The sequence below is a fragment of the Pseudorhodoferax soli genome, from assembly GCF_003337555.1.
Taxonomy (GTDB): Bacteria; Pseudomonadota; Gammaproteobacteria; order Burkholderiales; family Burkholderiaceae_C; genus Pseudorhodoferax; species Pseudorhodoferax soli.
Genome location: NZ_QPJK01000001.1, coordinates 952,018 through 970,292, shown reverse-complemented (window position 1 = coordinate 970,292; position 18,275 = coordinate 952,018). Strand labels below are relative to the sequence as shown.

Below are 18,275 nucleotides of genomic sequence, written 5' to 3'. Positions count from 1 at the left end.
CGCGCGCGCAACCGCTCATCGCGCGCCGGGGGCCGCCTGACGCGGCTTGCGTGCAACACGCTTGTTTCAGGCTGTCGGGGCATTAGCATCCGCACAGTCATGATCCGCCCATTCCGTGGCCCTTTCTCTGTTCCTGCGGCCCGCGGCTTCACCATGCTCGAGCTGATGGTGGTCGTGGCCATCCTGGCCATCCTGGCGGCGTTGGCCGGGCCCAACATGGTGCCGGTGATCGAACGCTGGCGGGTGCGGCAGGCGGCGGAAGAGATGGTCGCGACGATCGCTTTCGCGCGCTCGGAGGCGGTCAAGCGGGGGGGCAATGTGACGGTGGCGCGCAGCACGCCGGGCGCGTCCGAATGCGCGCTCCCCAACAGCGCGGCCGACTGGCGCTGCGGCTGGACCGTCTCGGACGGGGCCGGCACTGCGCTGCGGGTGACCGCACCGCTCGGTGGCGTCAGCGTCACGAACGCCAACGCTTCCGGCGGCTCCTTCGTGCTCACACGCTGGGGCGAACTGACGGCCGGCGGCACGCTGACCTTCGTGGTCGCGTCCACGCGCAGCGGCTCCTCGGTGCGTTCGGCCGTCTGCATGGGCGGGGGGGGGCATGTACGCTCCAAGGCGGGAGCGACCACATGCGATTGATGCGCGAAGGCCAGCGCGGCGTCACGCTGCTGGAATCGATGATCGCCATCGTGCTGGTGGCGCTGGGCGTGCTGGGCATCCTCGGTGTGCAGCTGCGCACCCTGGCCGACACCCAGACCTCGGTGCGCCGCGCCCAGGCCATCCGTCTGATCGAGGACCTGAGCGAGCGCATGAAGGCCAACCCGAGCGCACTGGCGCCGCAGGTGATCGGCAACTACGCGGTGGACTGGGGGGAAGTGTCCGGCACCGTGCCCAACTGCGCGACCGGTTGTTCGCCTGGCAACATGGCGCGCGCCGACGTCGTGCAGTGGAAGGCCACCGTGGCCTCGATGCTCCCCCTGGGTGACGCGAGCGTGTTCGAAGTCGCCGCCGGCGCCGGCAACAACACGCGCACGCAACTGGGTGTGATGGTGAGCTGGCGCGAGAACGAGCGCGAGCGTGAGGACGACAAGGCCGGCGAGAGAGCGGCGTACAAGGCGCCGTTGACCCAGGATCCCGTAGCCACCGGCGAGGTGGGTGCCAGCGTCAGTTGCCCGGCCAACCGCATCTGCCACCTGCAGTACCTGCAGCCCACGCTGCGCTGCCTGCCGGCCACCGGTGCCGACGCCTCCAATCCGCCCGTGACCTGTCCATGAAACCGGCTGCGCGTTCTTCCCAGGCGGGCGTCACGCTGATCGAGCTGCTGGTCGGGCTGGCCATCGGCCTCATGGCGATCGCGGTGGCGCTCGGCGCGCTGCTGGTGTCGCGCAGCGTGTCCGGCACGGTCAGCGATGCCACCCAGCTGCAACAGCAGGGCGCGCACGCCATGCGCATGATCGGGCTGCAGTTGCGCCAGGCGGGATCGATCCGTTTGAACCTCGCGTTCGCGCAGACGGGCGCATCCGCGCCCACCGTCATCGATCCCGGCGAGCCGGTGGCCTTCGAGGCGGTGTTCGACCGCGCCGCGGCCACCTTGGCCACCGACAGCACCACACCGCTGCAGGTCGGCTACCAGAACTACACCGAGGCGGTCGCATCGGGCAACGGCACGGTCCAGCGCTCGCTGCTCGGCGACTGCCTGGGCAACACGCCGAGCGCAACGGCGGTGCAGAGCAACTTCCGGCTCGTGCGGGCGCAGGGTGCGGCCACCGGGGAGCTGCAGTGCGCCGGCGCCGATGGCGCGGCGCAGACCATCATCGGCAACGTGACCGACTTCCAGGTGAACTACCTCGTGCAGACGCTGACGGCCACCGGCGCCGACATGCGGCGTGTGGCAGCGGCCGGCGTGGGCGGCAATTGGCCCTCCGTGGTGGCGGTGGAGGTGTGCCTGGAACTCGTGGGCACGGAGAACATCGACACGGCCGGCGCGACCTACCGCAATTGCAGCTGGACGACGGGGCAGGCCGAGACGGCCATGGGCAACCGCATGCGCCTGGTGCTGCGCAACACCTTCCAGCTGCGCACGCAAGGAGCGGCCCGGTGAGCGCGCGCCCGGCACGCCCCATCGGCGGGCGCCAGCGCGGCATCTCGCTGCTGGTCGTGATGATCGTGGTGCTGCTTTCCTCGCTGCTGGCGCTGTGGGCCTTCCGCTCGGCACTCGTCAACGAGGCCATCGTCGGCAACGATGCTGACTACCAGCGCGCCTTCGAGGCGGCCCAGGCCATGGTGCAGGATGCCGAGTCGGACATCCGTGGCGAGCGCGGCGACGGCACGAGCTGCACCGGTGTGGCGGCCGCCGATCCGAACAATCCCGCGGATGTGAACGCCGCCCGCAGGATTTGCCGCATCGGGCCGGGCGTGCTGCAGTTCATCGAGGAGAACAAGCAACTGGTCGGCCTGCTCTCGGATCTGGACACGGCCGCGACGCGATGCATCAATGCGATCTGCCAGAAGCGCACGGGTGCGCAGGACTTCTGGAGCAACAGGACGACGCTCGAGACCATGACCGCCGCAGCCGCGCGCTACGGCGAATACACGGGCGCGCGCCCACCGGCCGGCAGCACCGCCAACGTCAATCCTCTGCTGGTGCCGTCGCAGCGATGGGATGCCGGCGCCTGGTACTGGGTCGAGGTCATGCCCTACGACACGGGCATGGGCCTGCTGCCGGGGCGGGCCAAACTCGAACTCAACCTGAACCCCAACGTGATCTACCGCATCACGGCGATTGCCTTCGGCAACAAACCGAACACCATGGTGGTGCTGCAGTCGACGTTTGTGCGGCAGAAGATCTCGAACTGAAGGAGGCCACGATGCGCCCACATCCCCAGGCCAGGCGCACGCTCTTGAGCGTGCTGATCGCCAGCATGGGCCTGCCGCCCGTGGCATTCGCCGAGCAACTGCCGCTGGCGCAGTATCCAGCGGGCTCGTCCAGCCGCCAGCCTGCGCCGAACGTGATCCTCACGCTCGACGATTCCGGGAGCATGGGCTACTACACAAACGGCGGCACGACGCAGAACGAGACCAGGATCACCTCGCGCATGTACGCGCTCAAGAGTGCCCTGCGCCAGCTGTTCGACCCCGGGGCGCAGAACATCCCGGACGGCTCGATCCGCCTGGCCTGGAACACGATGAACACCTGCCGGAGCATTCCGTCTGCCACCGGCGGCTGCAACAACCTGAACCGCATGCGCGTGCTCGATGCGACACACCGGGCCAACTTCCTGAACTGGGTGGGGCAGCCCGGCGCAGCCTCGTCGCCAAACACCCGGCTCAGCGCCTCGGGATCGACGCCCACGCACCACGCGTACATTGCGGCCGGCGACTACCTGCGCAACGGCTCGGTGACCGATGCAGAGAGTCCCTGGGCCAATGTGCCGGGCTCGGTCGCCTTCACGGCCCCCGCCACCACCCCGCTTTCCTGCCGCAAGTCCTACAACGTCATGATGACCGACGGGGGCTGGAACTTCACGTTCGCAGGCTTCGGCACCGACGTTGCGCGGCCGACGACCAACGCCGACCTGGACCGCACGCGCTTGACGCTGCCCGATGACGCCGGGACCGTGTATGACGTTAACAGCCGCCAGACTGCGGTGTACCGTGGGGCGGGAGGACGTTCGTTCACCTACTCCGGCAAGTCTGTGCCCGTCAGCACGTTGGCAGACCTCGCCTTCTACTATTGGTCGACCGACCTGGCGCCGGGACTGGCGAACAACGTGTTGCCGCGCATCAAGCAAAGCACCGGCCAGACTTTCCGCTCTGGCTTGATCGAACTCGAGGTAGAGCCTTTCTGGAATCCGCGCAACGACCCGGCCACCTGGCAGCACATGACCACCTACACCATCGGCTTCGGCGATGCCGCACGGTGGAAGACAACAGGCACTTTCGCGCTGTATCCGGTGTGGGACCTGGCCACCAACGACACCTATGGCGGTTCCTTGCCTGACCTTGTCACGGGTGTTCGGGCCTGGCCCGACCCCATGGTCAACAATTCCGTGAGCCTCACGGAAAGCAGCAACCTGCTGGACGCGCTGACGACCAACGGCGAGGCGCGCAAGACCGAGCTGTGGCACATGGCCATCAACAGCCGGGGCAAGTTCATCGCCAGCACCGACGCCGCCAGCCTGGTGGCGGCGTTCCGCGAGATCTTCAGCGAAATCATCGCGGACAGCAGCACGCCGGTCGCCAGTTATGCCAATGCCTCGGCCTCGATCGCCCGCAACCCCACCACGCAGTACACGGCGAGCTACATCGCCTCTGCCGTGCGGGAGGGCGAAACGCTGACCTGGATGGGCTCGTTGCGCGCCGACACGGTGGCGCAGAACATCAACACCGGCGCCGTGACCACGACGGCCACCGAAGGTTGGGGCACCGCCAACCGCACGACGGCAGACAAGCTCGACCTGCTGAGCGCGTCGGACATCACGAACCGGCTGATCCTGACCTGGGCCGACGGCTCGCCCGCGGGCGGCACCTCGTTCCAGTGGACGCAGGATGCCACCCCGACGCTGCCTGCCCTGAGCGCGGGGCAGAAGACCTTGCTCAAGGCCGAAGGCGTGGGCGAGGTTGCCGAGGCCGTGGCCGTGCAACGCTTGAACTTCCTGCGCGGCGACCGCAGCCTGGAAGGCACGACATTCCGCAAGCGCGGCTCGCGCCAGGGCGACACCGTCAACTCGGCCCTGTGGTACGTGGCCGACCCGGTCGGCAACTACACGTTCGACAGCTACCGGGCCTTCGCCAACCGGCACGCCAAGCGCCTGCCGATGCTGTATGTCGGCGCGAACGACGGCATGCTGCATGGTTTCTCGGGTGCAGACGGCAGCGAGAAGATCGCCTATGTGCCACGCGGCGTCTACGCCAACCTGCCCGACCTCACCCGCAGCGCCTATGGCCACCGCTATTACGTGGACGGCTCGCCGTTCAGCGGCGATGTGAACCTGGGCAACACATCGACACCGGACTGGCGCACGCTGCTCGTCGGCACGCTGGGTGCCGGCGGCAAGGGCTACTTCGTGCTGGACGTGACCAACCCGGGCAGCATCGCCACCGACAACACGGCTCAGGCCTCCAACTTCTCCAAGGCCAACGCGGCCACGCTGGTGGTGATGGACAAGACCGCGGCCGCGGCCGAAACCTATGCCGACGCGAACGACGCGCGGCGGGACATCGGCCACATCACGACAGCGCCGGTCGTGGAGGACGGCAACGCCCAGAAGACCACGCAGATCGTGCGCATGAACAACGGCCGCTGGGCCGTGGTCATGGGCAACGGCTACAACAGCACCAGCGAACGGCCGGTGCTGCTGGTCCAGTACCTGGACGGCGACAAGGCGCTGGTGCGCATTGCGGCCGCCACCACGGGCCCCAACGCGTCCGGCAACGGCCTGTCGGCCCCTGGCCTGGTCGACATCGATGGCAACGGCACGCCCGATGTCATCTATGCCGGTGACCTGCGCGGCAACATGTGGAAGTTCGATGTGGGCTCTGCGACGGCGTCGGAATGGAACGTGGCCTTCTCCGGCGCGCCGCTGTACAGCACGGTGGGCAATCTCAATACGCCGCAGCCCATCGTCGCACCACCCATCGTGCGCGCCAACCAGCGGGGCGCCAAGGGCCTGATGGTGGCCTTCGGCACCGGTCGTAACCTGACGGAAGCGGACCGCACGGATGTGTCCGTGCAAAGCATCTATTCGGTGCTGGACGGCACCCAGTACAAGCTGCAGTCGGGCAAGGTGGTGGTGGACGGCACGGCGACGCCCGTGGGCAGCGGGGTGACCAACCTGGTGCAGCAGTCGGTCGATGCCACCGCCATCGCGGGGTCGGGCCTCAGCAGCGCGCGTACGTTCTTCACCGTCACGCAGAACGAGGTGCCCTACAGCGGCGACAACCAGAAGAAGGGCTGGTACCTCCACCTGCCGGCTGCCGGTGAACGCGTGGTGGCGCAGATGAGCTTCTTCGACGACAGCAACATCATCGAGTTGATCTCCGAGATCCCGGCGGCCGGCGGCAACACCGCCGACGAGTCCTGCCTGCCGCCCTCCACCGAATTGAAGAAGTACCGCACGCTGCTCAACATCATGGACGGCAAGCGCCCTTCCATCCAGGTGATGGACACCAACGGCGACGGCGAATACCTGTCCAGCGGCGTCAAGAGCGACTTGAACACCTCGCGCATGACAGCTTCGGGCGCCGAGAACGGTGTGACGACCAAAGCCGAACAGGTGCGCATGGGCTCGGACAACCGGACGGACAAGCTCAAGCGCATGCCCGAAATTCCGCTGCGCCCGAACTGGCGCCAACTGCAATGAGATTCACACCTTTGCGCCGCGTGCGTGGCTTCACGCTGATCGAAATGATGATCACGGTGGCCATTGCGGCCATCCTCGTGGCCATCGCGCTGCCGAACTACACCGAGTATGTGCGCCGCGGGGCGCGCTCGGAAGCGCGGGCTGGATTGCTTCAGGCGGCTCAGTGGATGGAGCGCGCTGCGACGGCCAACGGTGTTTATCCGCTGACGGCGGCGTTTCCTGCCAACCTGCAGAGGCTGCAGTCCGGGCGCTACACGATCGCCCTGGAGTCCCCGACCGGTGGAACCGAGGCGGACAGGGGCCGCACGTTCACGCTCACGGCCACACCGCAAGGTGCCCAGGTCGGCGACAAGTGCGGCAACCTGACCTTGACCCACACCGGCGCTCGCGATCGATCTGGCACCGAAACCGTCCAGAACTGCTGGAACCGCTGACCATCCCGGCCCCTCCCCCGACGCTGCTCGGCTGCGACTTCAGCAGCAGCCCCACGCGCCGCAAACCCATCGTGCTGGCGCTCGGCCAGCTGCACGGCCGCACCGTCCGGCTGGACCACTTCGAACACTTCACCACGCTGGCGGACTTCGGCACCTGGCTCGCCCAGCCCGCCGACTGGATTGGCGGCTTCGACCTGCCGTTCGGCCTTCCGCGCGAACTGGTGCTGGCGCTGGACTGGCCGACCGACTGGGCCGCCTGCATGGCGCACTACGCCAGCCTCACGCGGCCGGAGTTGCGCGCCCTGTTCCAGGCCTTCTGCGCCGCCCGCCCGGTGGGTGGCAAGTTCGCCCACCGCGCGACCGACGGCCCAGCAGGGGCGAGTCCGTCGATGAAGTGGGTCAACCCGCCTGTCGCCTGGATGCTGCATGCCGGCGTTCCGCTGCTGCGCGCGGCCGGGGTGCACCTTCCCGGGCTGGCCGATGGCGACCGGCGGCGCGTGGCCCTGGAGGCCTACCCGGGCCTGCTTGCGCGCGAGACCTTGGGCGGCCGGCGCAGCTACAAGAGCGACGACCCGCTGCGCCAGACGCCGGCCCGGCGCCAGGCGCGCGCCGACCTGCTGGCCGTGTTGTGCGAAGGCGCGGGCGCGCCCCGCCTGGGCTTGCGCCTGGTGCTGCCGCCGCCAGCGCGGGCGGCCATGCTGGACGACGGCAGCGGCGACCTGCTCGACGCCACGCTGTGCCTGGTGCAGGCCGCATGGGCGCAGGCCAGGCATGCAGCCGGCGACACCCGCTTCGGCATGCCGGCCGGCTGCGATCCGCTGGAGGGCTGGATCCTGACCGCGCAACCTCCATCATCTGGCTGAAGAGCGCGCGTTTCCTGTTGCCGATTCGCTGGCGTCTTGCAAAAATGTAGTTTCTTGCGAGGAATGTCTGAATGACCGATACCGATCCGAACCGGGGCTTGCGTGGTTTTGCGCGCAAATGCATTGCCGTGGCGCGGGCTGTCGGTATCGTTCCGCAGACACGCCCGCCAGCGTGCCTGGCGCCATGCCCGCATTGCGGCGAGCAGGCCGACCATGCCGGCAGGCGCTGCGAACATTGCGGCGAGGTGATGACGCCGCAGTCCAAGTGGGACACTTCGCACGCGCCGCTGGAGCCGCGCGGCTGGCGCAAGTAAGGCCGGCGTCGCCGGCACTGCTTCAGTTGGCGGCGCCGTCGGCGCGGGAGATCACCGTCTCGTCGAGCTTGCGCGCCAGTTCGGTCACGGCCATGGCCGCCGGGCTGCCCGGCGCGCTGACCATCAGCAACTGGCGCCGCATCACGGCCTCGCGGACGGCGGGGTCGCCCGGGATGTCGCCCAGGTGGATCAGGCGCACGGAGCGGCCGGTGGCGCTGGTCACGAAGCGGTCGAGCACCTGCTGCAGCTGCGAGGTGATGGCCCGGCCATCGCCGGGGCGGGCGGTCTGGTTGATGACCATGCGCACATGCTGGCGCTTGTGCTGGGTGGCCAGCACCTTGATGGCCGCGTAGGCATCGGTCAGCGAGGTCGGCTCGGGCGTGGCCACGACCACGACCTCCGAGGCCAGGGACACCGCGAACAGCACCACGTCGGAGATGCCGGCGCCGGTGTCCAGCAGCAGCACGTCGTAGTTGGGCATCACGCTGCGGATCACGCCCAGGAACTCGTCGCGTACTTCGGGTGTGAGCCGCGAGTACTCGACCATGCCAGAGCCGGCCAGCAGCACCGAGAAGCCGCCCGGCGCCTTGACGATGGCCTCGGCGATGGTGGCCTTGCCCGTGAACACGTCGTGCAGCGTGATCTTGGGGTGCAGGTTGAGCACCACGTCGAGATTGGCCAGGCCGAGGTCGGCGTCCAGCACCAGCACGCGCTGGCCGCGCCGCGCGAGGGCCGCCGCCAGGTTGGCGGAAAGAAATGTCTTGCCCACGCCGCCCTTGCCGCTGGTGACGGCCAGGACCCTGGCGCCGAGTGCCGGCGGTACGGACTTGGGGGTGGAGGGATCGCTCATCGTGTTCCTCTTACACAGCGCCGCCGGGGGCGGCGCCAGAACTCATGTCGATCCAGGCGGGATCTGCGGCGGCCAGATGGCCGAACAGCAAGTGTTTTTCCTCCGCGCTGACGGTGCTGTCGGGTTGCTCTTCCAGGCACAGCCGGTTGCGCCCGCCGGTCTTGGCAACGTAGAGCTGCTGGTCCGCGCGGTCGACCCACAGCTCGGTGGTGGAGCGGATCCACTGCAGCGCGAACGCGCCGCCGATGCTGACCGTCACGCGCAGGTCCACGCTGGGCGACACCCGGATGGGCGTGGCCTCGATGGTGCGGCAGATGCGCTCGGCCACCACCTGGCCAAAAGCCGGCTGGCAGCTGGGCAGCACCACGGCGAACTCTTCCCCGCCATAGCGCGCGGCGGTGTCCATGGGGCGGATGCAGCCGGCCAGGGCCTGTGCCACGGCCTGCAGCACCTGGTCGCCGGCCAGGTGGCCGTAGTTGTCGTTGACCGATTTGAAATGGTCGATGTCCAGCATCAGCAGCAGCGCCGCTTCGCCCGAGCGGGCGACGCGGTCGATCTCGGCCTCCAGCACCCGCTCGAGCTGGCGCCGGTTGGACAGGCCGGTCAGCGCGTCCTTCAGCGAGAGCTCGTTGAGGCCGTCGATCACAGCCTGTATGTACGTCGTGGCATCGCCATCGATGGGTGGCAACTCGGCGGTGCCGGTGCGCGCCAGCAGTGCATGCGCCGCATCCAGGCGCAACTTGTGCAGGTCGACCAGGTTGGACGGGGCCGGATGGATCACAGATGGGTGGGGGGTTGAACCGCCGCAGTTTACCAGCGCGGTTCGGCTCCGGCGCTGGCGTGGGGCGCCGCCGAAAGCCGGAAAAAGAGGCGGATCGCCCGGTGTTTCAGCCCGGCATTTGGATGCTCGGGTGCTGCAGGGCGGCCAGCGCCTCGGCGTCGGTGCGGTACAGGCGCAGCAGGGGGTCGGGCGCGGCGCCGGGCCCGGGCAGCTCGCCGGCACGCAACAGCACGCGCTCGACCGGCAGCTTCATGCCGGCGATGTGCAGGCAGATGCCGCGCTCGCGCAGCCCCTTGCGCAGCTGGCCGAACATCTCGACCCCGGTGGCGTCGATGTGGTTGATGGACAACGCGAACACGCAAACGTGGCGCGCGTCCGGGTGGGCGGCCAGGTGTTCCAGCACGGCGCGCTCGAAGGCATTGGCGGAGGCGAAATCCAGGCCGCCGTCCATGCGCAGCGCGCACAGCCGGGGTGCCAGCGGGGGCAAGTGCCAGAGATGGCGGTCGCGCAGGCTGCCGTCCGGGTGCAGGCCGATCTCGATGATGCGCGGATGCAGCCGCTGGTACAGGAAGTGCGACAGGCTCATCAGCAGGCCGGCGATGACGCCCCAGTACAGCGCTGGCGCCGACAGCACGGTCACGCCGAAAGTCACGCCGGAAGTGACGGCCTCCACGCGGGACACGCGCCACAGGTGCACGAACGATGCCGGCTTGACCAGGCCCATCACGGCCGCGACGACGATGGCCGCCAGCACCGCCTGTGGCACCGGGTGCAGCAGCGGCGTGAACCACACCAGGGCCGCCAGCACCACCACGACCGAGGCGACGGTGGCCCAGCCGGTGCGGGCACCGGCATACAGGTTGAGTGCTGAGCGCGAGAACGATGAGCTGGTGGGGAAGGCCCCGGACAGGCCGGACGCCAGCTTGGCCAGGCCCTGGCCGATCAGGTCCTGGTCCTGGTCCCAGCGCTGGCCGCCCTTCTGGCTGTCGACCTTGGCGCTGGAGGCGGTCTCCAGGAAGCTGATCAGCGTGATCACCAGGGCCGGCACCAGCAGCCGGCTGAAGTCCTGCCAGCCCGGCCATTGCGGCAGGTACAGCTGCGGCATGCCGGCCGGCAACGTGCCGACCACCGCGCCGCCCGTGGCCTCGAAGCCGATGGCCCAGCTGATGGCAGCGGCGGCCAGCACCACCAGCACCACAGCCGGCAGCTTGGGCGACAGCCGGCGCGACAGCACCAGCAGCACCAGCGAACCGATGCCGAACAAGGCCGCGCCCGGGTTGACCTGCTGCGCCAGCTGCGCGGCATGCCAGTCGGCCGGCAGGCCCAGCAGGTCGCGCAGCTGCGACAGGAGGATCAGCACGGCCGCGGCCTGGGTGAAGCCCATCAGCACCGGCGCGCTGACCACGTTGAGCAGCCAGCCGAAGCGCGCCAGGCCCAGCACCACCTGCAGCAGGCCGGACAGCAGCGCCAGCCAGACCGCCAGGTTCACCCATTGCGGGCTGCCAGGCGCGGCCATGCCGGACAAGGAGGCGGCGATCAACAGGCAGCTCAGCGCCGTGGGGCCGACCGACAGCCGGGTGGAGGCCGAGAACAGCACCGCGATCAGCGCCGGCAGCAGCGAGGCGTAGATGCCCGTCACCAGGGGCATGCCGGCCAACGCGGCATAGGCCACGCCTTGGGGAATCACCATCATGCCCACCGTCAGGCCGGCCATGGCCTCGCCCTGCAGCGTGGCGCGGCTCGACCTGGGCCAGGCGAGGAACGGGAAGAAGCGGCGCCAGGGCCGGCGGGCGGGAGGGTGCGGGGCTTCGGGCATCATGCAGGGGTGCCCGGCGTGCTGCGGGCGGCGCATTCTCCCATCGTCTGTTCTCCCCGCCTGTCGTGTTCCGTTCTCTCGTCGCCCTGTGCTGGACTCTCGCAAGCCTGTCGTGCGCGCCGGCGCGTGCCGCCGATGCATGGTGGGGCGTGGTCAGTTACGTCAGCGATGGCGACACGCTGTGGGTGCGGCCGGCCGATGGCGGCGCGCCGCGCAAGATCCGCGTGCATGGCATCGACGCCCCGGAGCTGTGCCAGGCCCACGGTGCCGAGGCGCGGTCTGCGCTGCAGCGGGAGCTGCTCGGCCTTGCCGTGCACGTGCAGCCGCTGCGACACGACGACTACGGGCGGCTGCTGGCGCGCCTGTGGCATGCCGACGTCGCCGTGGCGGCCCGCATGGTGCGCACGGGCCATGCCTGGTCGTACCGCTACCGCAACAGCCCCGGACCCTACGCCGAGGAAGAGCGCGAGGCGCGTGCAGCCCGTCGCGGCCTGTTTGCCGATGCGGGGGCACAGCGTCCCTACGCGTTCCGCCGCGAGCACGGCCCGTGCGGTCGACCCTTCAGCGGTTGGCGCACACCGGGCAATGCGCTTGCCGGGGCACGCGCAGCGTGGTCCATTCCAGCTGGCGTGCATCGAGCATGAGCAGGCGCCCGGCCAGCGAGGGGCCGGCACCGCTGAGCAGCTTGAGCGCCTCCACCGCCTGCAGGCTGCCGATCACGCCAACGAGTGGCGCCAGCACGCCCATGGTGGCGCAACGCACTTCCTCGGGCGTGCTGTCGGGTGGAAAGACGCAGGCATAGCAGGGCGACGCGGCGTCGCGCGGGTCGAACACCGCCAGTTGCGCGTCGAAGCGGATCGCCGCGCCCGAGACCAGCGGCCGGCCATGCCGCACGCAGGCCGCGTTGACGGCCTGGCGGGTGGCGAAGTTGTCGCAGCAGTCCAGCACCACGTCGGCCGCGCGCACCAGGCGGTCCAGCAGCGCCGCGTCTGCGCGCTGGGCCACGGTCTCGACCACCACCTCGGGGTTCAGTGCCGCGACGGCCGCACGCGCCGAGTCGGCCTTGGGCTGGCCCAGCCGCGCCATGTTGTGGGCGATCTGGCGCTGCAGGTTGGTCAGGTCGACCTGGTCGTCGTCGACCAGCGTGATGCGGCCGACCCCGGCGCTGCCCATGTACAGCGCCACCGGCGAGCCCAGCCCGCCGGCGCCCACCACCAGCGCATGGGCATCGAGCAGCCGCTGCTGGCCTTCGATGCCGATCTCGTCGAGCAGGATGTGGCGCGAGTAGCGCAGGAGCTGGTCGTCGGTCATGCCGGGATTGTGGCGGCACCCAAGAAAAAGCCCCGCGGTGCGGGGCTTGGGCCGCGCGCGGCGGAGATCAGTTTTCCTTCTTCTCCGCCGGCCGCTCGACCAGGGTCTTGCTGACCAGCACCGGGCCACCCTTGAGCTGGTTCACGGCCTGGGCCAGCTGGAAGTCCTTGTCCGAGCCGAACTCGGGCGGGCGGCGTTCGGACACCGGCTTCTTGGCTTCCTCTTCCAGCCGCTTGCGGGCTTCCTCGCGGGCCTTCTCGCGGCCCGGGTCCTTGACCTCGGGGCCCTGGCCGCTGTTCAGGTGCTTCTCCAGGTCGGCCTCGCGCGTGCGCAGGGCGGCGAAGGGGCTGCCTTCCTCGGTCTCGTCGACCATCACGTCGGGCACGATGCCCTTGGCCTGGATCGAGTTGCCGCTCGGGGTGTAGTAGCGCGCCGTGGTGAGCTTCAGGCCGGTGTCCGGGCCCAGCGGGCGCACGGTCTGCACCGAGCCCTTGCCGAAGGTCTGGCTGCCCATGATGGTGGCGCGCTTGTGGTCCTGCAGCGCGCCGGCCACGATCTCGCTGGCCGAGGCCGAGCCTTCGTTGACCAGCACCACGATGGGCACGGTCTTGAGCGCTGCCGGCAGCCGCTTGAGCGGATCGGAGCCGCCGCGGCGCAGGTAGTACTCGGGCGCGGCCTTGTAGGTGAACTTGCTGTCGGCCAGTTGGCCGTTGGTGGACACCACGGTCACGCCATCGGGCAGGAAGGCCGCGGAGACGGCCACGGCCGCGTCGAGCAGGCCGCCCGGGTCGTTGCGCAGGTCCAGCACCAGGCCCTTGAGGTTGGGCTCCTGCTTGTAGATCTCCTCGAGCTTGCGCGCGAAGTCGTCCACCGTGCGGTCCTGGAACTGGCTCAGGCGCAGCCAGGCGTAGCCCGGCTCCACGACCTTGCCCTTGACCGACTGCGTGCGGATCTCCTCGCGCGTGATCGAGACCGGGAAGGTGCGGCTCTCGTCCTTGCGGAAGATGGTCAGGTCGACCTTGGTGTTGGGCTCGCCACGCATGCGCTTGACGGCATCGTTCAGCGACAGGCCCTTGACGGCCGTGTCGTCGATCTTGGTGATCAGGTCACCGGGTTTGAGGCCCGCGCGGAAGGCCGGCGAGCCTTCGATCGGCGAAACCACCTTGACCAGGCCGTCTTCCTGCGTGATCTCGATGCCCACGCCGACGAAGCGGCCCGTCGTGCCCTCGCGGAATTCCTTGAAGGACTTCTTGTCGAAGTACTGCGAGTGCGGATCCAGGCTGGCGACCATGCCGGAGATGGCGTCGCTGATCAGCTTCTTCTCGTCGACCGGCTCGACATAGTCGCTCTTGACCATGCCGAACACGGCGGCCAGCTGCTGGAGTTCCTCCAGCGGCAGCGGTGCCATGGCGCCGCGCGCCACGGTCTGCAGCGACACGGTGGTCATGGCCCCTGCCAGGGCACCGGCTGCCACCCAGCCTGCGATCTTCAGTTTCTGACCCATAGCGAGCAATCCCCAGACAGGTTCCGACAAATATGCGATTGGAATGCCGGATCGCGGCCCGGTTCCGCTGAAACAGCGGAGAATTTTCGGCCTTTACAGGCCGTTCACTGAAATCAGGCCTTCTTGCCCTGCGCAGCCACCGCCGCGGCGGCGCGTGCAGCCGCTTCGGCGTCGCCCAGATAGTAGTGGCGGATCGGCTTGAGGCCGGCATCCAGCTCGTAAACCAGCGGAATTCCGTTGGGAATGTTCAGGCCCACGATGTCGGCATCGGAGATGCCGTCCAGGTACTTGACCAGGGCCCGGATGGAGTTGCCGTGGGCGGCCACGACCACGCGGCGGCCCGATTGGATGGCCGGTGCCATGGCTTCGTTCCAGAACGGCAGCACGCGGTCCACGGTGTCCTTCAGGCACTCCGTGAGCGGAATCTGCTCGGGCGCCAGCTTGGCGTAGCGCAGGTCGCCGCGCTCGCTGCGCGGGTCGGTGGCCTCCAGTGCCGGCGGCGGCGTGTCGTAGCTGCGGCGCCAGACCAGCACCTGCTCGTCGCCGTACTGCTTGGCGGTCTCGGCCTTGTTCAGGCCCTGCAGTGCGCCGTAGTGCCGCTCGTTCAGGCGCCAGCTGTGCACCACGGGCAGCCAGGTGCGGTCCATCTCGTCCAGCGTGTGCCACAGCGTGCGCGTGGCGCGCTTGAGCACGCTGGTGTAGGCCACGTCGAATTCGTAGCCCTCGGCGCGCAGCAGGCGGCCGGCGTTCTTGGCCTGTTCGATGCCGGTTTCCGTGAGGTCCACGTCGGTCCAGCCGGTGAATCGGTTCTCGAGGTTCCAGGTCGATTCGCCGTGGCGGATCAGGACGAGTTTGTGCATGGTGGTCAAGGTTCGGAGAGCGAGAGGGATTTGGGGCGGCGCGCTCAGCGGGCCGAAACCGGGCATTTTAGAATCGCCGACCCGCAGGCCAGATCGGCCGCGGTCCCAACGAGAGAGCCTCTGCATGAATTTCGTGATCGACAACTGGATGCTGTTCACCGTGGCGCTGGTTTCCGCCAGCCTGCTGCTGTGGCCCATGGTCTCCGGTGCCGCCGGCGCTTCCGCACTGACGCCGGCCGGTGCCGTGCAACTGATCAACCGCGAAAAGGCGGTGGTGGTGGATGTCAGCGAGGAGGCGGAGTTCGCCGCCGGCCATGTCGTCGGTGCCAAGAATGTGCCCTTCGGCCAGCTTGATACCAAGCTGCCCGCCGTCGTCAAGAACAAGGGCGTGCCGCTGCTGCTGGTGTGCCCGACCGGCGCGCGCGCCAACCGTGCCGTAGCGGCCGCCAAAAAGCTGGGCTACGAGAACGCCCAGGCCGTGGGCGGCGGCATGAAGGGCTGGCGCGACGCCGGCCTGCCGGTGGAGAAAGCCTGATGCAGACCGTGCGCATGTACACGACCGCGGTGTGCCCTTACTGCATCCGCGCCAAGCAGGTGCTCAAGGCCAAGGGTGTGGCGCACATCGAGGAGATCCGCGTGGACACCGACCCCGCCGAGCGCGCCAAGATGATGGAGTTGACGGGCCGGCGGACCGTGCCGCAGATCTTCATCGGCGACACCCATGTGGGCGGATGCGACGACCTCATCGCGCTGGACAGCCGCGGCGGCCTGGTGCCGCTGCTGCAGGCAAGCTGACACAGCGCTCGGCCATAATCGCCGGCTGACTGCCGCCCGCCGCGGATGCGTTCCCGGCGGGTTTTTTTGACACCCGAAAGACCTCCATGGCCGAGACCCAAGACCAAGCTCCCGTGTTCCAGATCCAGCGCATCTACCTGAAGGAAGCTTCGCTGGAGCAGCCCAATTCGCCGGCCATCCTGTTGCAGCAGGAACAGCCCCAGGTCGATATCCAGCTGGGCGTGGACGGCAACAACGTGGCCGAAGGCATCTACGAGGTGACGGTCACCGCCACGGTGCACACGCGCGTGGGCGGCGACAAGACGGTGTTCCTGGTCGAAGCCAAGCAGGCCGGCATCTTCGAGATCCGCAACCTGCCGCAGGACCAGATGGGCGCCATCATGGGCATCGCCTGCCCGCAGATCGTCTACCCCTACCTGCGCGGCAATGTGGCCGACCTGGTGCAGCGCGCCGGCTTCCCGCCCGTGCACCTGGCCGAGATCAACTTCCAGGCCATGTACGAGCAGCAGCAGGCCCAACAGGCCACCGCTGCCAACGGCGCGGTTCCGGCCATCCAATAAGCCGATGAAGATCGCCGTGCTGGGCGCGGGCGCCTGGGGCACGGCACTGGCCGTGCATGCCAGCCGGCTGCCAGGGCGCAGCGTGACGCTGTGGGCGCGCGACACCGCGCAGGTGGCCCAGATGCGCGCGCAGCGCAGCAATGCCCGCTACCTGCCCGGCACGCCGTTGCCTGCGCTGCTGCAACTGGCCGACGGGCCGCTGTCACCGCTGTGCGCGGACCAGGACATGCTCGTCATCGCGACGCCCATGGCGGCGCTGCGCCCCATGCTGGCCGAACTCGCGCCGCTGGGCCGGCCGCTCGCCTGGCTGTGCAAGGGCTTCGAGGCCGGCGGTGCCGGCCTGCTCGGCCATGAGATCCACCATGCCGTGGTCGGCGAGGCGCCTTTCGGCGTGCTGAGCGGCCCCAGCTTTGCGCAGGAAGTCGCGGCCGGCCAGCCGACCGCGCTGGTCGCCGCCAGTGCCGATGCGGCGTTGCGCGAGGCACTGGTCCAGGCCTTCCACGGGCCGACGCTGCGCGTGTACAGCAGCGACGACGTGCCCGGCGTGGAAGTGGGCGGTGCCGTCAAGAACCTGCTGGCGATCGCCACGGGCCTGTGCGATGGCCTGTCGCTGGGCCTCAACGCCCGGGCGGCGCTGGTCACGCGCGGCCTGGCCGAGATGACGCGCCTGGGCCTGGCCCTGGGGGCGCGCGCGGAGACCTTCATGGGCCTGTCCGGCCTGGGCGACCTGGTGCTGACGGCCACCGGCGATCTCAGCCGCAACCGCAAGGTCGGCCTGCTGCTGGCCAGCGGCCTGCGGCTGGACGAAGCCGTGGCCTCGCTGGGCCATGTGGCCGAGGGCGTCTACAGCGCCCGCACCGTGGTGCAGCGCGCGCGTGCCCTGCGTGTGGAGATGCCGATCGCCGAGAGTGTGCTGGCCCTGCTGGACGGCCAGCTGCAGCCGCAGCAGGCGGTGGCCGCGCTGATGGGCCGCGAGCCGGCAGCCGACGGCGTGTAGTCAGTTGGTGGCGGTGTAGGCCAGGCGCACGTAGATGGGTGCGAAGGCCTCGGCCTGCACGATCTCGACCAGCGTTTCCTTGCCCAGTTCCAAGAGCGCGATGAAGGTCACGACCAGCACGGTCGAGCCCTTCTCGGGGTTGAACAGTTCCTCGAACTCGACGAACTTGCGGCCCTGCAGCGTGCGCAGCACCTGGGTCATGTAGTCGCGCACGGACAGCTCCTCGCGCGTGATCCTGTGGTGCTGCACGAGCTTGGCCCGCTTCAGGATGTCGCGCCAGGCCTCCTGCAGGTCCGCCAGGTGCACGTCGGGAAAGCGCGGTTGCAGCGACTGCTCGATGGTGACCTGGGCCTTGAGGAAGTCGCGGCCGAACTGCGGCAGCGCATTCAGGCGCGCGCCCGCCAGCTTCATCTGCTCGTACTCCAGCAGCCGGCGCACGAGTTCGGCGCGCGGATCCTCGGGCTCCTGGCCCTCGGGCGCGGGCTTGGGCGGCAGCAGCATGCGCGACTTGATCTCGATCAGCATGGCCGCCATGAGCAGGTACTCGGCCGCCAGTTCGAGGTTGCGCGTGCGGATCTCGTCGACATACGTCAGGTACTGCCGTGTCACGGCAGCCATGGGAATGTCGAGGATGTTGAAGTTTTGCTTGCGGATCAGGTAGAGCAGCAGGTCCAGCGGGCCTTCGAAGGCCTCGAGGAAGATCTCCAGCGCATCGGGCGGGATGTACAGATCCTGCGGGATGGCGAAGAGCGGCTCGCCGTACAGGCGCGCCAGCGCCACCTGGTCCACCACCTCCGGCATGGGGGCGGCCTCGCCGTGGGCGGGTGG

20 protein-coding genes are annotated in these 18,275 nt (G+C 69.1%); 13 read left to right on the top strand and 7 right to left on the bottom strand.

Annotated elements, in window-relative coordinates; genetic code table 11:
• Nucleotides 1–99 precede the first annotated feature (99 nt).
• The 8 genes from DES41_RS04455 (at nucleotide 100) to DES41_RS04420 (ending at nucleotide 7,973) form a co-directional block, all read left to right on the top strand.
• Nucleotides 100–639, top strand: coding sequence for a GspH/FimT family pseudopilin (locus DES41_RS04455; protein WP_114466231.1), 540 nt, complete (start codon nucleotides 100–102; stop codon nucleotides 637–639).
• Nucleotides 630–1,274 carry a type IV pilus modification protein PilV gene (gene pilV / locus DES41_RS04450; RefSeq protein WP_114466229.1) on the top strand — a complete coding sequence of 215 codons (645 nt, stop codon included), beginning with the start codon at nucleotides 630–632 and terminating at the stop codon, nucleotides 1,272–1,274. The genes DES41_RS04455 and pilV overlap by 10 nt, the downstream gene beginning before the upstream one ends.
• Nucleotides 1,271–2,101, top strand: coding sequence for a PilW family protein (locus tag DES41_RS04445; RefSeq protein WP_114466228.1), 831 nt, complete (start codon nucleotides 1,271–1,273; stop codon nucleotides 2,099–2,101). Before pilV ends, DES41_RS04445 begins: the two co-directional genes overlap by 4 nt.
• Nucleotides 2,098–2,856 (top strand): pilus assembly PilX family protein, encoded by a 759-nt coding sequence (locus DES41_RS04440; RefSeq protein WP_245965560.1) that lies wholly within the window; start codon nucleotides 2,098–2,100, stop codon nucleotides 2,854–2,856. The genes DES41_RS04445 and DES41_RS04440 overlap by 4 nt, the downstream gene beginning before the upstream one ends.
• Nucleotides 2,857–2,867: 11 nt before the next feature.
• Entirely contained in the window at nucleotides 2,868–6,362 is a 3,495-nt protein-coding gene (locus DES41_RS04435; RefSeq protein ID WP_114466226.1) for a pilus assembly protein, read from the top strand.
• Entirely contained in the window at nucleotides 6,359–6,796 is a 438-nt protein-coding gene (locus tag DES41_RS04430; protein WP_114466224.1) for a type IV pilin protein, read from the top strand. Before DES41_RS04435 ends, DES41_RS04430 begins: the two co-directional genes overlap by 4 nt.
• Complete coding sequence (locus tag DES41_RS04425) at nucleotides 6,793–7,659, top strand: DUF429 domain-containing protein (protein ID WP_211332911.1); 867 nt, start codon at nucleotides 6,793–6,795, stop codon at nucleotides 7,657–7,659. Before DES41_RS04430 ends, DES41_RS04425 begins: the two co-directional genes overlap by 4 nt.
• A gap of 71 nt (nucleotides 7,660–7,730) precedes the next feature.
• Nucleotides 7,731–7,973, top strand: a complete 243-nt coding sequence (locus DES41_RS04420) for a hypothetical protein (RefSeq protein WP_114466223.1) — start codon at nucleotides 7,731–7,733, stop codon at nucleotides 7,971–7,973.
• Between the two features lie 22 nt (nucleotides 7,974–7,995).
• Here the strand turns inward: DES41_RS04420 and DES41_RS04415 are convergent, their stop codons facing one another.
• From DES41_RS04415 to DES41_RS04405, 3 genes are all read right to left on the bottom strand, one after another.
• Nucleotides 7,996–8,823 carry a MinD/ParA family protein gene (locus tag DES41_RS04415; protein WP_114466221.1) on the bottom strand — a complete coding sequence of 276 codons (828 nt, stop codon included), beginning with the start codon at nucleotides 8,821–8,823 and terminating at the stop codon, nucleotides 7,996–7,998.
• Nucleotides 8,824–8,833: 10 nt separating this feature from the next.
• Nucleotides 8,834–9,604, bottom strand: coding sequence for a GGDEF domain-containing protein (locus DES41_RS04410; protein WP_114466220.1), 771 nt, complete (start codon nucleotides 9,602–9,604; stop codon nucleotides 8,834–8,836).
• Between the two features lie 106 nt (nucleotides 9,605–9,710).
• Nucleotides 9,711–11,423 (bottom strand): SulP family inorganic anion transporter, encoded by a 1,713-nt coding sequence (locus DES41_RS04405; RefSeq protein ID WP_425466341.1) that lies wholly within the window; start codon nucleotides 11,421–11,423, stop codon nucleotides 9,711–9,713.
• Nucleotides 11,424–11,485: 62 nt separating this feature from the next.
• On the opposite strand from DES41_RS04405, the gene DES41_RS04400 reads away from it, so the two are divergent.
• A complete protein-coding gene (locus DES41_RS04400) occupies nucleotides 11,486–12,064 on the top strand; it encodes a thermonuclease family protein (protein ID WP_245965559.1) in 579 nt (192 codons plus the stop codon).
• Here the strand turns inward: DES41_RS04400 and DES41_RS04395 are convergent.
• From DES41_RS04395 to gpmA, 3 genes are all read right to left on the bottom strand, one after another.
• Complete coding sequence (locus DES41_RS04395) at nucleotides 11,982–12,731, bottom strand: HesA/MoeB/ThiF family protein (RefSeq protein ID WP_114466218.1); 750 nt, start codon at nucleotides 12,729–12,731, stop codon at nucleotides 11,982–11,984. The two genes, DES41_RS04400 and DES41_RS04395, sit on opposite strands and share 83 nt — an antisense overlap.
• Before the next feature lie 67 nt (nucleotides 12,732–12,798).
• Nucleotides 12,799–14,235, bottom strand: a complete 1,437-nt coding sequence (locus tag DES41_RS04390) for a S41 family peptidase (RefSeq protein ID WP_114466216.1) — start codon at nucleotides 14,233–14,235, stop codon at nucleotides 12,799–12,801.
• A gap of 113 nt (nucleotides 14,236–14,348) precedes the next feature.
• Complete coding sequence (gpmA, locus tag DES41_RS04385) at nucleotides 14,349–15,095, bottom strand: 2,3-diphosphoglycerate-dependent phosphoglycerate mutase (protein ID WP_114466824.1); 747 nt, start codon at nucleotides 15,093–15,095, stop codon at nucleotides 14,349–14,351.
• 124 nt (nucleotides 15,096–15,219) lie between these two features.
• Here gpmA and DES41_RS04380 point away from each other — a divergent pair, with 124 nt between their 5' ends.
• From DES41_RS04380 to DES41_RS04365, 4 genes are all read left to right on the top strand, one after another.
• Nucleotides 15,220–15,630 (top strand): rhodanese-like domain-containing protein, encoded by a 411-nt coding sequence (locus tag DES41_RS04380; protein ID WP_114466214.1) that lies wholly within the window; start codon nucleotides 15,220–15,222, stop codon nucleotides 15,628–15,630.
• On the top strand, nucleotides 15,630–15,890 hold the full coding sequence (grxC, locus tag DES41_RS04375; RefSeq protein ID WP_114466213.1) for a glutaredoxin 3: 261 nt from the start codon (nucleotides 15,630–15,632) through the stop codon (nucleotides 15,888–15,890). The genes DES41_RS04380 and grxC overlap by 1 nt, the downstream gene beginning before the upstream one ends.
• A gap of 86 nt (nucleotides 15,891–15,976) precedes the next feature.
• Nucleotides 15,977–16,450, top strand: coding sequence for a protein-export chaperone SecB (gene secB, locus DES41_RS04370; RefSeq protein WP_114466211.1), 474 nt, complete (start codon nucleotides 15,977–15,979; stop codon nucleotides 16,448–16,450).
• Nucleotides 16,451–16,454: 4 nt separating this feature from the next.
• Nucleotides 16,455–17,447, top strand: a complete 993-nt coding sequence (locus tag DES41_RS04365; protein ID WP_114466209.1) for an NAD(P)H-dependent glycerol-3-phosphate dehydrogenase — start codon at nucleotides 16,455–16,457, stop codon at nucleotides 17,445–17,447.
• Here the strand turns inward: DES41_RS04365 and DES41_RS04360 are convergent, their stop codons facing one another.
• Nucleotides 17,448–18,248 (bottom strand): segregation and condensation protein A, encoded by an 801-nt coding sequence (locus DES41_RS04360; RefSeq protein ID WP_245965597.1) that lies wholly within the window; start codon nucleotides 18,246–18,248, stop codon nucleotides 17,448–17,450.
• Nucleotides 18,249–18,275 lie beyond the last annotated feature (27 nt).

Excerpts from the sequence above, each read along its gene's own strand:
- DES41_RS04455 (WP_114466231.1), top strand. The coding sequence starts at position 100 with ATGATCCGCCCATTCCGTGGCCCTTTCTCTGTTCCTGCGGCCCGCGGC.
- pilV (WP_114466229.1), top strand. The coding sequence starts at position 630 with ATGCGATTGATGCGCGAAGGCCAGCGCGGCGTCACGCTGCTGGAATCG.
- DES41_RS04445 (WP_114466228.1), top strand. The coding sequence starts at position 1,271 with ATGAAACCGGCTGCGCGTTCTTCCCAGGCGGGCGTCACGCTGATCGAG.
- DES41_RS04435 (WP_114466226.1), top strand. The coding sequence starts at position 2,868 with ATGCGCCCACATCCCCAGGCCAGGCGCACGCTCTTGAGCGTGCTGATC.
- DES41_RS04430 (WP_114466224.1), top strand. The coding sequence starts at position 6,359 with ATGAGATTCACACCTTTGCGCCGCGTGCGTGGCTTCACGCTGATCGAA.
- DES41_RS04420 (WP_114466223.1), top strand. The coding sequence starts at position 7,731 with ATGACCGATACCGATCCGAACCGGGGCTTGCGTGGTTTTGCGCGCAAA.
- DES41_RS04415 (WP_114466221.1), bottom strand. The coding sequence starts at position 8,823 with ATGAGCGATCCCTCCACCCCCAAGTCCGTACCGCCGGCACTCGGCGCC.
- DES41_RS04405 (WP_425466341.1), bottom strand. The coding sequence starts at position 11,423 with ATGATGCCCGAAGCCCCGCACCCTCCCGCCCGCCGGCCCTGGCGCCGC.
- DES41_RS04395 (WP_114466218.1), bottom strand. The coding sequence starts at position 12,731 with ATGACCGACGACCAGCTCCTGCGCTACTCGCGCCACATCCTGCTCGAC.
- DES41_RS04390 (WP_114466216.1), bottom strand. The coding sequence starts at position 14,235 with ATGGGTCAGAAACTGAAGATCGCAGGCTGGGTGGCAGCCGGTGCCCTG.
- gpmA (WP_114466824.1), bottom strand. The coding sequence starts at position 15,095 with ATGCACAAACTCGTCCTGATCCGCCACGGCGAATCGACCTGGAACCTC.
- DES41_RS04380 (WP_114466214.1), top strand. The coding sequence starts at position 15,220 with ATGAATTTCGTGATCGACAACTGGATGCTGTTCACCGTGGCGCTGGTT.
- grxC (WP_114466213.1), top strand. The coding sequence starts at position 15,630 with ATGCAGACCGTGCGCATGTACACGACCGCGGTGTGCCCTTACTGCATC.
- secB (WP_114466211.1), top strand. The coding sequence starts at position 15,977 with ATGGCCGAGACCCAAGACCAAGCTCCCGTGTTCCAGATCCAGCGCATC.
- DES41_RS04365 (WP_114466209.1), top strand. The coding sequence starts at position 16,455 with ATGAAGATCGCCGTGCTGGGCGCGGGCGCCTGGGGCACGGCACTGGCC.
- DES41_RS04360 (WP_245965597.1), bottom strand. The coding sequence starts at position 18,248 with ATGCCGGAGGTGGTGGACCAGGTGGCGCTGGCGCGCCTGTACGGCGAG.